The sequence below is a fragment of the Streptomyces megasporus genome (assembly GCF_000718985.1).
In the GTDB taxonomy this organism is placed as follows: domain Bacteria; phylum Actinomycetota; class Actinomycetes; order Streptomycetales; family Streptomycetaceae; genus Streptomyces; species Streptomyces megasporus.
Genome location: NZ_JODL01000023.1, coordinates 67,801 through 80,408, shown reverse-complemented (window position 1 = coordinate 80,408; position 12,608 = coordinate 67,801). Strand labels below are relative to the sequence as shown.

The 12,608-nt window shown below is 72.1% G+C and carries 11 protein-coding genes; 6 read left to right on the top strand and 5 right to left on the bottom strand.

Annotation, left to right across the window (positions count from 1 at the left end):
- Positions 1-138 precede the first annotated feature (138 nt).
- Positions 139-423, top strand: a complete 285-nt coding sequence (locus IF47_RS0119275; protein WP_031510106.1) for a hypothetical protein — start codon at positions 139-141, stop codon at positions 421-423.
- On the opposite strand, the gene IF47_RS0119270 is transcribed toward IF47_RS0119275, so the two are convergent.
- A complete protein-coding gene (locus IF47_RS0119270) occupies positions 407-922 on the bottom strand; it encodes an O-acetyl-ADP-ribose deacetylase (RefSeq protein ID WP_031510105.1) in 516 nt (171 codons plus the stop codon). The two genes, IF47_RS0119275 and IF47_RS0119270, sit on opposite strands and share 17 nt — an antisense overlap.
- Positions 923-1,082: 160 nt before the next feature.
- On the bottom strand, positions 1,083-1,757 hold the full coding sequence (locus IF47_RS0119265) for a ThuA domain-containing protein (protein WP_031510104.1): 675 nt from the start codon (positions 1,755-1,757) through the stop codon (positions 1,083-1,085).
- 88 nt (positions 1,758-1,845) lie between these two features.
- Between IF47_RS0119265 and IF47_RS0119260 the strand changes: the two genes are divergently transcribed.
- On the top strand, positions 1,846-2,238 hold the full coding sequence (locus IF47_RS0119260) for a VOC family protein (protein WP_051717891.1): 393 nt from the start codon (positions 1,846-1,848) through the stop codon (positions 2,236-2,238).
- Positions 2,235-2,663 (top strand): NUDIX hydrolase, encoded by a 429-nt coding sequence (locus IF47_RS0119255; RefSeq protein ID WP_245641171.1) that lies wholly within the window; start codon positions 2,235-2,237, stop codon positions 2,661-2,663. Before IF47_RS0119260 ends, IF47_RS0119255 begins: the two co-directional genes overlap by 4 nt.
- Positions 2,664-2,759: 96 nt before the next feature.
- Here IF47_RS0119255 and IF47_RS0119250 read toward each other — a convergent pair whose 3' ends face one another.
- On the bottom strand, positions 2,760-3,158 hold the full coding sequence (locus IF47_RS0119250) for a nuclear transport factor 2 family protein (protein WP_425423623.1): 399 nt from the start codon (positions 3,156-3,158) through the stop codon (positions 2,760-2,762).
- A gap of 98 nt (positions 3,159-3,256) precedes the next feature.
- Positions 3,257-5,140: an ABC transporter ATP-binding protein gene (locus IF47_RS0119245; protein WP_106982607.1), complete on the bottom strand. Its 1,884-nt coding sequence runs from the start codon at positions 5,138-5,140 to the stop codon at positions 3,257-3,259.
- 311 nt (positions 5,141-5,451) lie between these two features.
- Between IF47_RS0119245 and IF47_RS0119240 the strand changes: the two genes are divergently transcribed.
- Both IF47_RS0119240 and IF47_RS0119235 read left to right on the top strand, forming a co-directional pair.
- Positions 5,452-7,338: an ABC transporter transmembrane domain-containing protein gene (locus IF47_RS0119240; RefSeq protein WP_031510099.1), complete on the top strand. Its 1,887-nt coding sequence runs from the start codon at positions 5,452-5,454 to the stop codon at positions 7,336-7,338.
- Positions 7,335-9,116, top strand: a complete 1,782-nt coding sequence (locus IF47_RS0119235; protein WP_031510098.1) for an ABC transporter ATP-binding protein — start codon at positions 7,335-7,337, stop codon at positions 9,114-9,116. The genes IF47_RS0119240 and IF47_RS0119235 overlap by 4 nt, the downstream gene beginning before the upstream one ends.
- 50 nt (positions 9,117-9,166) lie before the next feature.
- Here IF47_RS0119235 and IF47_RS0119230 read toward each other — a convergent pair whose 3' ends face one another.
- The gene (locus IF47_RS0119230; RefSeq protein WP_031510097.1) at positions 9,167-9,961 is read right to left on the bottom strand and encodes a metal-dependent hydrolase; all 795 of its coding nucleotides are present in this window, start codon (positions 9,959-9,961) and stop codon (positions 9,167-9,169) included.
- A 121-nt stretch (positions 9,962-10,082) separates the two neighbouring features.
- Here IF47_RS0119230 and IF47_RS0119225 point away from each other — a divergent pair, with 121 nt between their 5' ends.
- Positions 10,083-12,596, top strand: a complete 2,514-nt coding sequence (locus tag IF47_RS0119225; protein WP_031510096.1) for a DEAD/DEAH box helicase — start codon at positions 10,083-10,085, stop codon at positions 12,594-12,596.
- Positions 12,597-12,608 lie beyond the last annotated feature (12 nt).

Here is a 12,608-nt window from a genome sequence, read left to right as displayed (position 1 = left end):
AGTCGTCGCGGGGCCCTGGGTGGCCAAGCTCCTTAAGCCATCTCGCGGTCTCCACCGTGCCAGCCATACCCGGGACCCCGGGTCCACCGATCTTACGAATGACCAGTTCAGACCCACGACCTGAAAGGTAGGGCCACCGTGCTGCGGATCGTCACCCCACTCGCCGCCCTGCCCCTGGTGCTGCTCGCCTTGGCCGATCCTCCGGGGGACACCGGCAAGGACACCGGCAGGGGCACCGGCAAGGACGCCGACGAGAACGAGAGCCCCGCGCTCCCCGATCCCGCCTCGGCGTGGCGTCGCGTCCTCGTCTCCGCCGACGACCGCGACGGCTGGGACGACCGCGACGGCATGTACACCGTTCAGGTGCTCCGCCCCGACATCGCGGTCGACACCACGGGCGTCTCCGTCACAGCGCCGCGGTGAAGGCGTCGTAGGCCCGCTGGTCGAACAGCACGAAACGGACCTCCTCGAGTTCCTCGTCCCCCTCGGTCTCCTCACGCACCGTGTTCAGCGCGATGCGCGCGCCGTCGTCGATCGGCCACCCGTAGACGCCCGTGGAGATGGCGGGGAAGGCGACGGTGCGGGCGCCCAGTTCGCGCGCCACGCGCAACGACTCGCGGTAGCAGGACGCCAGTTGGCCGGACCGGTCCTCGGTGGCCGACCAGACCGGCCCCACCGTGTGGATCACCCAGCGCGCGGGCAGTCGACCGGCCGTGGTGGCCACCGCCTGGCCGGTCGGCAGACCCCTGCCGTACCGGGAGGCCCGCAGGGCCCGGCACTCGGAGAGGATCTCCGGCCCGCCCTTGCGGTGGATCGCCCCGTCGACGCCTCCGCCGCCCAGCAGGGAGGAGTTGGCGGCGTTCACGACCGCGTCGACGGACTGCTCGGTGATGTCGCCTGGAATCAGGTGAATCATGACCATAAGCCCATCCTGCCATCGGCCCGGAACCGGGCCGAGGCGGTCATCCCTCCCCATCGCCGACGGCGAGTACGCCTCCACGGCGGACGGGACGAACTTCCCCGCCGGGACCGGACGTCGCCGCCCCGCCCCCGCGCTCCCGACCGCCCGACCGTGGCCGGCCTCAGACGGGCAGAGGAAGTCGGGCCGCCCAGGCGAGCCCGCCCAGCAGATGGCGGCGGAAGACGGGGTCGGCGTAGGACTCGGAGGTGTGGCCGAGGGCGGTGTAGAAGGTGCGGCCCCCGGTGTTCTCGTGGCACCACACCAGCGGGTGGTCCTCCCCCATCCCGCCGCCCTCGTAGCTGGCCTCGTCGGCCGAGACCAGCACCCGCACCCGGCCACGCGGACTGGAGCGGAAGTCGTACCACTCGTCGGTGAACGGCCAGATGGGGCCGAGGTGCGCGGTGGCCGGATGGTCGCGGTCCTCGACGATCGCGACGCCCGGCTGGAGCGCGGGGTGCCGGTCGAAGCGGGCGCCGAGCAGTTCGCCGTACCAGGGCCAGTCGTACTCGGTGGTGCTCGCGCCGTGGACGCCGACGAAGGCCCCGCCCGCGGTGACGTACGAGCGCAGGGCCTCACGGCCGTCCGGGGTGAGGACGTCACCGCTGGTGGAGAGGAAGACCACCGCGCGACAGTCGTCCCCGGTCAGCGCGGCGGTGAGTGCGTCGGGGTCCTCGGTGGCGGTGACGGTCAGACCGTGCTCGTCGCCGAGGGCACGGAAGGCGTCGACACCGTGCGGGATGGAGTCGTGCCGGTAGCCGGTGGTCCGGGTGAAGACGAGGATCCGAACGGAACTCATGGCCCCATGATTCCCCACCTCCCCCCATCGTGGGCGCCCCGGCGTGGCCGGAACCCGCCCCGCTCCCAACGGCTATACGCTCGGAGACATGCCCGCACGCTTCAAGGACCTCGTCGTGGACGCCAACGACCACCAGGCGCTCGCCGACTGGTGGTGCGCCGCGCTGGGATACGAACGCCGCAGGACGTTGGGGCAGCCTCCTCGCCCCCCGGAGTGGCCGGTGGCCGTCCACCACCCGCGGGACGCCGGTCCGGTGATCTGGTTCAATCCGGTGCCCGAACGGAAGACGAGCAAGAACCGGGTGCACTTCGACGTGTGGGGCGACACCGAGGAGATGCTCGCGCTGGGCGCCACCCTGGTGCGGCGACGCGACGAGCGGTTCGAGTGGGACATCCTGGCCGACCCGGAGGGCAACGAGTTCTGCGTGTTCACCCCCCAGCGCGAGACGCGCTTCCCCGGACCGGCCGGGATCGTACGGTGACGGGCGGCCCCGTGGCCGGCCCCGGGGCGCGGCTCATCGACACGGTGGCGTGGGTCCACCTGCGCGCCGGCAGGATCCTGGGCGCCCGTACGCGCGGCAAGGCCCTCTTCTACATCCCCGGCGGCAAGCGCCACGACGGGGAGAGCGACCTCGAGACCCTGCTGCGGGAGGTCGAGGAGGAACTGACCGTGGCCATCGCGCCCGACACGGTCGCCCACCTGGGCACGTACGAGGCCCCGGTCGACGAACACACGGCGGGGATCACCGTCCGGATGGCCTGCTACACGGGCGACCACAGCGGCACACTGGCCGCCGCCGGCGAGATCGAGGAGATCGCCTGGCTGGCGTACGCCGATCGTGACCGGGTGCCGCCGGTGGACCGGCTGGTCTTCGACGAGCTGCGCGCGGCGGGGCGACTGTCGTGACCGCGCCTCCGGGCGAGGCGGCACCACCGGGCGACGCTCGGCAAGGCGTCGGCTGGAAGGCCGCCGGCCTCCGACGGCCTTCCCCGGCGCCCCGCCTCAGTAGCGTTCCACCAGGTGTTCACGGCCGGCGGGCGGCTCGTACGGTTCGGGCCAGAAGTCGGTGACGGTGTCGATCAGGCCGCTGCCGTCGAGGGTGAAGAAGCACAGCCCCGTCTCGGTCCTGCCGTCCACCGTGAAACTCGTCCAGCTCACCCCCCGGCGCTCCTCGGCCACGACCCGTTCGACGGTCACCCGCCAGTCGCCGGGGTACTCCGCGTTGAAACGGACGTACGCCTCCCGGCCGCGGACGCGCTCGCGGGTCTGGGGGATCTCGTAGACGACGTCGGGCGCGAGCAGGGCGCCGAAGGTGTTCCAGTCCCGGTGCTCCGCCGCGGCCCAGTACCGTTCGATCACCGTCCGGGCGTCGGCCGCGGTGTCGTTTCCCATCTCGACCATGGCACCGGAGTCTGCCCGACGGCACTGACAGCGACCGGTCGACGGCCGGTCGGTGACCGGCTGCGGCGGCCGTGCCGAGGCGGGGCGTCGGGCGGGGGTCAGGCCGGGGCGGTCTCCACCGTCCCCGGGCCCGCGGAGCCGGGCTCACGCTCGGGGTCGTGCTCGGGTTCACGCTCGGTTCCGGGGAGGACGATGTCGCGCCGCAGCAGGTCCGCGTAGCGTCCGCCCCGGGCCAGGAGTTCCTGGTGGGTGCCCCGCTCGGCGATCCGTCCGCCGTCGAGGACGACGATCTCGTCGGCGTCGCGGATGGTGGAGAGACGGTGGGCGATGGTCAGTGTCGTACGGCCCGCCGACAGGGCGTCCACGGCCCGCTGGACGGCCTGCTCGGTGCGGGTGTCCAGGGCGCTGGTGGCCTCGTCGAGGATGAGGACGGGCGGGTCGCGCAGGATGGTCCGGGCGATGGCCAGGCGCTGTTTCTCGCCGCCGGAGAAGCGGTGGCCGCGCTCGCCGACGAGGGTGTCGTACCCGTCGGGGAGCGCGGCGATGTGGTCGTGGATCTGGGCGGCGCGGGCCGCGGCCTCGATCTCGGCGTCCGTGGCGTCGGGCCGGGCGAACCGGAGGTTGTCGGCGACGGAGGCGTGGAAGAGGTAGGTCTCCTGCGACACCACGCCCACCGTCCGGGCCAGGGAGTCGAAGTCCAGGTCCCGCACGTCGATCCCGTCGATGGTGACCCGGCCGCCGGTGACGTCGTACAGCCGGGGCACCAGGTGGCTCAGCGTGCTCTTCCCGGAGCCGGTGGGGCCCACGACGGCGAGGCTGCCGCCCGCGGGGATGGTCAGGTCGATGCCGTCGAGCGTGGGGGTGTCGGCGGACGGGTCGTAGGAGAAGGTGACGTCCTCGAAACGGACCTCGCCGCGTGCCCGCTCCAGCCGCACCGGACGGGCCGGTTCGGTGATGTCCACCGGCATGTCCAGGTACTCGAAGATGCGTTGGAAGAGGGCCAGGGAGGTCTGCACCTGCACGCCGGTGTTCAGCAGCGAGACGGTGGGCCGCAGCAGACCCTGCTGGAGGGTGACGAAGGCGACCAGGGTGCCGATGGAGAAGACCGGGCCGCCGACCTGGAGCAGCAGCCCCGCCGCCCAGTACAGCAGCGCGGGGATGGCCGCCATGACGATGCCGATGACCGACATCCGCCAGCGTCCGGCCATGTTGGAGCGGATCTCCAGGTCCACCAGCCGCTCGGACTCGTCCGCGAAGGCGCGGGTGAGGGAGTCGGCGCGGCCCATGGTGCGGCCCAGCAGGATGCCGCTGACCGACAGGGACTCGGTCACCATCGCCGACATCGCGGCCATCTGCTTCTGCCGCCGGGTGGCGATCTTCTTGCGCTCCCGGCCGACGCGCCGGCTGATCCAGACGAACAGCGGCAGCAGGGCCAGGGAGACGAGCGTGAGCCGCCAGTCCAGCGCCAGCATGGCCACGACGGTCGCCACCACGCTGGTGAGGTTGGAGACCAGGGAGGTCGCGGTCGAGGTCACGGTGGCCTGCATGCCGCCGATGTCGTTGGCGATGCGGGACTGGACCTCACCGGTGCGCGTGCGGGTGAAGAACGCCAGGGACATCCGCTGGAGCTTGGCGTAGACCCGGGTGCGCAGGTCGTGCATGACGCGCTGGCCGACCGTCGTGCTGATCAGCGTCTGGAGGACGTTGAAGACACTGGTCAGCACCGCCGTGGCGATCATGCCGAGAGCGAGGAGGGAGAGCAGGCCGGTGCGCTGCTGCGGGATCGCCACGTCGAGGATCTCGCGCAGCAGGAAGGGCGAGGCGACCGAGACCAGCGAGGACGCGCCGACGAGCAGCCCGACGACGGCGAGACGGCCGCGGTAGGGGCGGAAGAGCCGGAGGATGCGACGGAGCTCGGCGGGCGGCTGCGGCGCGCCCTTCTCCCGGGGCGGCGGCGTCCAGGCGGGTTCGTAGTGGTGCAATGCGCTCCTTCGACGGTCGGATCGGACGGTCGGATCGGACGACGGTGACCGGTTCACCAGCCTACGGTCGTCCACCGACGGTGGTGCGGTGGACGACCGTGCGCCGTCGCGCGCTCCCTCGCTCCGGTGTGCCGTCTCCCCTGTGCCCTCCCCCATGCCCTCCCTCGTGCCGTCCCTCGGCGTCCGGAGCGTGGGAGGTGGGCGCGGCCCGGGCTAGTGGGGCCGGACGGAAAATCCTTTGCCCTCGCCCACGCCGGAGGGAGAGCCTTGCACGATCGCACCCGCCCCTTCCGAGACCGCCTGGAACACCCATGCAGATCCGCGACCTTCCCCATCCCGATCCCGGTGATCCCGACGTACGGTCCGGATTCCGCCTCCTTCTGTGGCTGTGGCGCTCCCAGCTCGGCGGCCAGTTGAAGGCGCTGGCCTGGGGGACACTCCAGATGGCGGCGATCGCCTCCTTCCCCCTGGCCGTCGGAGTGGCCGTGGAGGCCGCCGCCGAAGGTTCCGGGGAGGGCCTCGTGTCGGCCGGCGGGCTGATGCTGGTGCTGGGCCTGGCGGTCACGGTCGGTGACACCATGCTGCACCGCGCCGCCATCACCAACTGGATCACCGCGGCGGCCCGGATGCAGCAGCTTCTGGCCCGGCGGGCCGCCGCGTTGGGGGCCGCCCTGACCCGCCGGGTGGCGGCCGGCGAGGTCGTGGCCGTCTCCACCGGCGACATCGAGAAGATCGGCTGGTTCGTCGAGAGCGTCTCCCGCTTCGGGGCGGCGCTGCTGACCACGGTCGGGGTCTGCGTGGCCCTGGTGGTGTACGAACCGGTGTTGGGCGCCGTGGTGGTGGCCGGCGTGGTGCTCCTGATCGCGGCCGTGCTGCCGCTGCTCCCCCCGGCGACCCGACGCGCGGACGCGCAGCGCGCCGAGGCCGGACGGGCCACCGAGCTGGCCTCGGACACGGTGGCCGGGCTGCGCGTGTTGCGCGGCATCGGCGGTGAGGAACTCTTCCTGGCCCGGTACCGCGGGGCCTCGCAGAGGGTGCGGAGAGCCGCCGTGCGCACCGCGCGGATGTGGTCGCTGATCGACGCCGTACAGGTGCTGCTGCCGGGCCTGCTGCTGATCTCGGTGGTCTGGATGGGCACACGGCTGGCGCTGGACGGTCGGATCGCGGTGGGCGAGCTGGTGACCGTGTACGGCGCCGTGACCTTCCTGCTCTTCCCGCTGCGGCTCTTCCAGGAGTTCGCCATGGCGTACTCCTTCTCCCGGCCCTCGGCCAAACGGGCCGCTCGGGTCCTGGCACTGCGCCGGGAGACGGGCGCCGGCCCCGCCGCGGGGGCCCGAGGCGGCAGGGTGCCGCACGGTGACCTGTACGACCCGGCGAGCGGGCTGACGGCTCCGGCCGGGTGTCTGACCGCGGTGGTGTGCGGCGATCCCGACGCGGCCGGACGTCTCGCCGAACGGCTGGGCGGGCACGGCGGCGACCCCTCGGAGGGGACGCCCTCGGTGCTGCTGGGCGGTGTCGCCCTGGACGAGGTGCCGCTGGAGGTGGCCCGGACCGCCGTGCTGGTGCAGGACAAGGACCCGGTGCTGCTGTCGGGCACCCTGCGGGAGTTGTTCGACGTGCCGTCGTCCGGCCGGGTCGCCCCCCGCCGGGCACTGGAGGCGGCCCAGTGCGGCGACGTGCTCGACGCCCTGGCCCGGTCCGGCGCCGACACGGGCGGGGATCCGATGCGGGCACGGATCACCGAGCGCGGCAGGTCCCTGTCGGGCGGCCAGCGGCAGCGGCTGGCGCTGGCCCGGTCGCTGGTCACCGACCCGGAGGTGCTGGTGCTGGACGAGCCGACCAGTGCGGTGGACTCGCACACCGAGGCCCGTGTCGCCGACGCGTTGCGCCTCGTCCGGACGGACCGCACCACGGTGGTGTTCTCCTCCAGCCCGCTGCTGCTGGACCGGGCCGACCGGGTGGCATTCGTCCGGGGCGGCACGGTGATCGCCGTCGGCACCCATCGGGATCTGCTGTCCCGCGTGCCGGAGTACCGCGCGGTGGTCACCCGTGAGGCCGACGCCGACGTCCCCCGCGCCGGCATCCCCGACACTTCGGACACCCCCGACACCCCTGGTGTTCCCGACACCGCCGGCACCGCCGCCGCGCCCGGAGCGCCCGGAGCGCGGCGCCGCGAACGTCTGGAGGAGACCGCATGATCGGCGTCGCGCCCCCTCGGTACGACCCGGCCGCGTCCGAGTCGGCCACGACCCTGCCGGTCGGCTCGGCACGGACCGTGCGCGCCTACGTCGGCGAACTGTTCCGACGGCACCGCCGGGCGTTCCTGCTGCTGGTGTCGGTGAACGCCGTCGCGGTGGTGGCCTCCATGGTCGGCCCCCATCTGCTGGGGAACCTGGTGGAGGACCTCGCCGCGGGAGCGCGCGACATCCATGTGGAGCGCACCGTCGCCCTGTTCGCCGTCGCCTTGGCCGTCCAGACCGTCTTCGTCCGGCAGGTGCGGCTGCGTGGCGCGATGCTCGGCGAGTGGATGCTGGCGGATCTGCGCGAGGACTTCCTGGTCCGCTCGGTACGGCTGCCGCCGGGCGTACTGGAACGGGCCGGGACCGGGGATCTGCTCTCCCGGATCACCACCGACGTCGACCGACTCTCCAACGCCGTGCGCGAGGCGGTGCCCCAACTGTCGGTCGGGATCGTCTGGGCGGGGCTGCTGCTGGGCGCGCTCACCGTCACGGCACCGCCACTGGCCCTGGCCGTCGTGATCGCCCTGCCGGTGCTGCTGGTCGGCTGTCGCTGGTACTACCGCCGGGCGCCGGGGGCCTACCGCTCCGAGGCGGCGGGGTACGCCGCCGTCGCCGCGGCGTTGACCGAGACCGTGGACGCCGGACGGACGGTGGAGGCCCACCGGCTGGGCGCGCGGCGCGTGGCCCTGTCCGAGCGCCGCATCGGGGAGTGGACCGCCTGGGAGCGGTACACGCTGTGGTTGCGGACCGTTCTCTTCCCCGTCGTCAACGCGACCCACGTGTTGATCCTGGGCTCGGTGCTGACGCTCGGCGGCGTCTTCGTGATGCGGGGATGGCTCTCCGTGGGAGAGCTGACCACGGGCGCGTTGCTCGCCCAGATGTTGGTCGAGCCGATCGGGCTGATCCTGCGCTGGTACGACGAGCTCCAGGTCGCCCAGGTCTCCCTGGCCCGATTGGTCGGGGTGCGGGAGATCGAGCCCGGTTCCGGCGATGACACGGTGGTTCCCGAGGGCCGCGAGGTGCGGGCCGACGCGGTGCGTTTTGGTTACCGCGAGGGCGACGACGTGCTGCACGAGGTGTCCTTGGCGGTGCCTCCCGGTGCCCGGGTCGCGCTGGTCGGACCGTCGGGCGCGGGGAAGTCCACGCTGGGACGGCTGTTGGCCGGGATCTACGCGCCGCGGACGGGCGAGGTCACACTCGGCGGGGCGGAACTGGCCCGGATGCCGGCGGAGCGGGTGCGCGAGCACGTGGCGCTGGTCAACCAGGAGCACCACGTCTTCGTCGGCACGCTCCGCGACAACCTCCTGCTGGCGAATCCGGACGCCGGAGACGACGACCTGTGGGCCGCGCTCGCCGCGGTGGACGCCGACGGCTGGGCGCGCGCCCTGGCGGACGGTCTGGACAGCGAGGTCGGCTCCGGCGGTATGGCGGTCACTCCGGCCCAGGCCCAACAGATCGCGCTGGCCCGACTGGTGCTGGCCGACCCGCACACCCTGGTGTTGGACGAGGCGACCTCGCTGCTGGATCCGCGCGCCGCCCGGCACCTGGAGCGTTCGCTCGCTCGGGTGCTGGAGGGGCGCACGGTGGTGGCGATCGCGCACCGGCTGCACACCGCGCACGACGCGGACGTGATCGCGGTCGTGGAGGACGGTCGGATCAGCGAGTGGGGCGGACACGACGAACTGGTCGCCGCGGGCGGCGCCTACGCGGCGCTGTGGCGGTCCTGGCACGGCTGAGTCCGTGCCGGACGGACTTCCGCCGGCCGGGCCCGTCCCGGCCGGCGGGGTCAGCCGATGAGGCCCAGGGCCCACATTCCGCTCATCGCGCCCGTGATGGTGAAGGCGGGCATCAGGACGCGCAGCTCGACCCAACTGCCCGCCTTGAACCGTATGGACTTGGGCGGGCCCACCGGGTGCCAGCGCTTGTTGCCCACGGGGATCGGCCACAGGATCGGGCAGCCGGAGACGGTGATGGCGTCGCCGACGTTGTGCACCAGGGCGCCGAGCACGATCGGCAGCCCCAGCCAGAGGTACTCCTGGCCCGGCCCGGTGAACAGCCAGTCCGCTCCGTTGCCGGGCTTGTTCAGGATGTCCGCCAGGATCCAGGCGCTGGTGGCGCCGAGCAGCCACACCAGGACGTCGCTGGAGACCCGCGCCGCCCGCCACAGCAGGCCCTCGACGGCCAGCACCATGTGGACGAAGAGGATGCCCAGCACCACCCAGCGACCGCCGAGCACCGCGAGGGCGGAGAAGCCCGCCCCCATCAGCACCGCCCACAGCCAGGTGTGGGTCAGGGTGCGGTGGCCACCGGAACGCCTGGGGTCGCCGGGCTTGCGGGTCGCCTTGTAGACCGCGCACGACAGTTTCTCGATCACCTCGCACAGCCACTTGGAGAGCGGCCCGAAGGCACGGGAGATCGTCGCCGACTTGTGGTCCAGGTCGGGCGCGAGGGCCGCGCCCGCGCAGATCAGGGCGCCGACCACCAGGACCGGCCAGGGCATCGGCCGGTCCAGGGCGTCGGCCACCGCGCCCACCGCCAACCAGGCCGCCGCCCCCGACAGCGAATGCGCCGGTCCCATCATGTGCGTCCCCACCCCATCGTTCTCGCTCCGCCGCCCTGCCGGCGACACAGCGTAGCGTCCGTGATCTTCGTATCGTCGGCCGGTTCCCCCCGAGGCGGCGCCGGCAGGCAGTATGGAGGGCGTGACCCTTATCGATCAGATGCCGAGTACCGCCGATCCCGACGCTCTCTACGACGCCTTCTCCCGCTGGGCCGAGGGCCGGGGCATCACGCTCTACCCCGCCCAGGAGGAGGCGCTGATCGAAGTGGTCTCCGGAGCGAACGTCATCCTGTCCACCCCGACCGGCTCCGGGAAGAGCCTGGTCGCGGCCGGTGCCCACTTCGCCGCACTCGCCCAGGACAAGGTCACCTTCTACACCGCGCCCATCAAGGCGCTGGTGTCGGAGAAGTTCTTCGACCTGTGCAAGCTCTTCGGCACCGAGAACGTCGGCATGCTCACCGGCGACGCCTCGGTCAACGCCGACGCGCCCGTCATCTGCTGCACCGCCGAGGTGCTCGCCTCCATCGCGTTGCGGGACGGCGCCGACGCCGACATCGGCCAGGTCGTGATGGACGAGTTCCACTTCTACGCCGAGCCGGATCGTGGTTGGGCCTGGCAGATCCCGTTGCTGGAGCTGCCGCAGGCGCAGTTCGTCCTGATGTCGGCGACGCTCGGCGACGTGAGCCGCTTCGAGGGCGACCTGACCCGGCGCACCGGGCGTCCGACCGCCGTGGTGCGTTCCGCCACCCGGCCGGTGCCGCTGAGCTACGAGTACCGCACGACCTCGCTGACCGAGACACTGACCGAACTGCTCGAAACCCGGCAGGCGCCGGTGTACATCGTGCACTTCACCCAGGCGCAGGCGGTGGAGCGCGCCCAGGCGCTGATGAGCATCAACATGTGCTCGCGCGCGGAGAAGGACGAGATCGCCAAGCTGATCGGCAACTTCCGCTTCACCACCAAGTTCGGGCGGAACCTCTCGCGCTTCGTCCGGCACGGCATCGGAGTGCACCACGCGGGGATGCTGCCGAAGTACCGGCGGCTGGTGGAGAGGCTGGCGCAGGCGGGTCTGCTCAAGGTGATCTGCGGCACCGACACGCTGGGGGTGGGGGTCAACGTGCCCATCCGCACGGTGCTGTTCACCGCGCTGACCAAGTACGACGGCAACCGGGTGCGGGTGCTGCGCGCGCGGGAGTTCCATCAGATCGCGGGCCGTGCCGGGCGGGCGGGCTTCGACACGGCGGGGCTGGTCGTCGCCCAGGCCCCCGAGCACGTCATCGAGAACGAGAAGGCCCTCGCCAAGGCCGGGGACGATCCGAAGAAGCGCCGCAAGGTGGTCCGGAAGAAGGCTCCGGAGGGCTTCGTCAACTGGAGCGAGAAGACCTTCGAGAAGCTGATCGCCTCCGAGCCGGAGCCGCTCACCTCCCGTTTCAAGGTGACCCACGCGATGCTGCTGTCCGTCATCGCGCGCCCCGGTGACGCGTTCCAGGCGATGCGCAAGCTGCTGGAGGACAACCACGAGGACCGGCGCAGCCAGTTGCGCCACATCCGGCGGGCGATCGCCATCTACCGATCGTTGCTGGACGGGGGGATCGTCGAGCAGCTCGACACCCCGGACGCCGAGGGGCGCACCATCCGGTTGACCGTCGACCTCCAGCAGGACTTCGCGCTCAACCAGCCGCTGTCCACCTTCGCGCTGGCCGCCTTCGAGCTGCTGGACCCCGAATCGCCCTCGTACGCGCTGGACATGGTCTCCGTCGTGGAGTCCACCCTGGACGATCCCCGGCCGATCCTCGCCGCCCAGCAGAACAAGGCCAGGGGCGAGGCCGTGGCACGCATGAAGGCGGACGGCGTCGAGTACGAGGAGCGCATGGAGCGGCTGGCGGACATCGGCTACCCCAAGCCGTTGGAGGAGTTGCTCTTCCACGCCTACGGCGTCTACCGCAAGAGCCACCCCTGGGTCGGCGACCATCCGCTGTCCCCGAAGTCCGTCGTCCGTGACATGTACGAACGGGCCATGACCTTCGGGGAGTTCGTCTCCCACTACGAGTTGGCGCGCACCGAGGGCATCGTGCTGCGCTATCTGGCCAGTGCCTACAAGGCGCTGGAGCACACCGTGCCGGACGACCTGAAGTCCGAGGACTTCCAGGACATCGTCGCCTGGCTCGGTGAGATGGTCCGCCAGGTCGACTCCAGTCTGCTGGACGAGTGGGAGCAGTTGGCCAACCCCGAGACCGAGACGGCCGAGGAGGCCCAGGAGCGCGCCGACCAGGTCAAGCCCGTCACCGCCAACGCCCGTGCCTTCCGCGTCCTGGTGCGCAACGCGATGTTCCGGCGGGTGGAGCTGGCCGCCCTGGACAAGGTCGAGGAACTGGGCGAGTTGGACGCCGAGTCCGGGTGGGACGCCGACGCCTGGGCCGAGGCCATGGACGCGTACTGGGATGAGTACGACGAGCTGGGCACCGGCCCCGACGCCCGCGGGCCGAAGCTGCTGCGGATCGAGGAGCACCCCGAGGACGGTCTGTGGAAGGTCCGACAGACCTTCGCCGACCCCGCCGGCGACCACGACTGGGGCATCTCCGCCGAGGTGGACCTCACGGCCTCCGACGCCGAGGGTCGAGCGGTGATCAAGGTCGTCGACGTCGGGCAGTTGTGACGGCGGTCCGGG

What these genes read in the sequence shown, in the direction of transcription:
- IF47_RS0119240 (WP_031510099.1), top strand. Translation starts at nt 5,452, where the DNA reads ATGCAGATCCGCGACCTTCCCCATCCCGATCCCGGTGATCCCGACGTA.
- IF47_RS0119235 (WP_031510098.1), top strand. Translation starts at nt 7,335, where the DNA reads ATGATCGGCGTCGCGCCCCCTCGGTACGACCCGGCCGCGTCCGAGTCG.
- IF47_RS0119250 (WP_425423623.1), bottom strand. Translation starts at nt 3,158, where the DNA reads ATGGTCGAGATGGGAAACGACACCGCGGCCGACGCCCGGACGGTGATC.
- IF47_RS0119260 (WP_051717891.1), top strand. Translation starts at nt 1,846, where the DNA reads ATGCCCGCACGCTTCAAGGACCTCGTCGTGGACGCCAACGACCACCAG.
- IF47_RS0119265 (WP_031510104.1), bottom strand. Translation starts at nt 1,757, where the DNA reads ATGAGTTCCGTTCGGATCCTCGTCTTCACCCGGACCACCGGCTACCGG.
- IF47_RS0119230 (WP_031510097.1), bottom strand. Translation starts at nt 9,961, where the DNA reads ATGATGGGACCGGCGCATTCGCTGTCGGGGGCGGCGGCCTGGTTGGCG.
- IF47_RS0119270 (WP_031510105.1), bottom strand. Translation starts at nt 922, where the DNA reads ATGGTCATGATTCACCTGATTCCAGGCGACATCACCGAGCAGTCCGTC.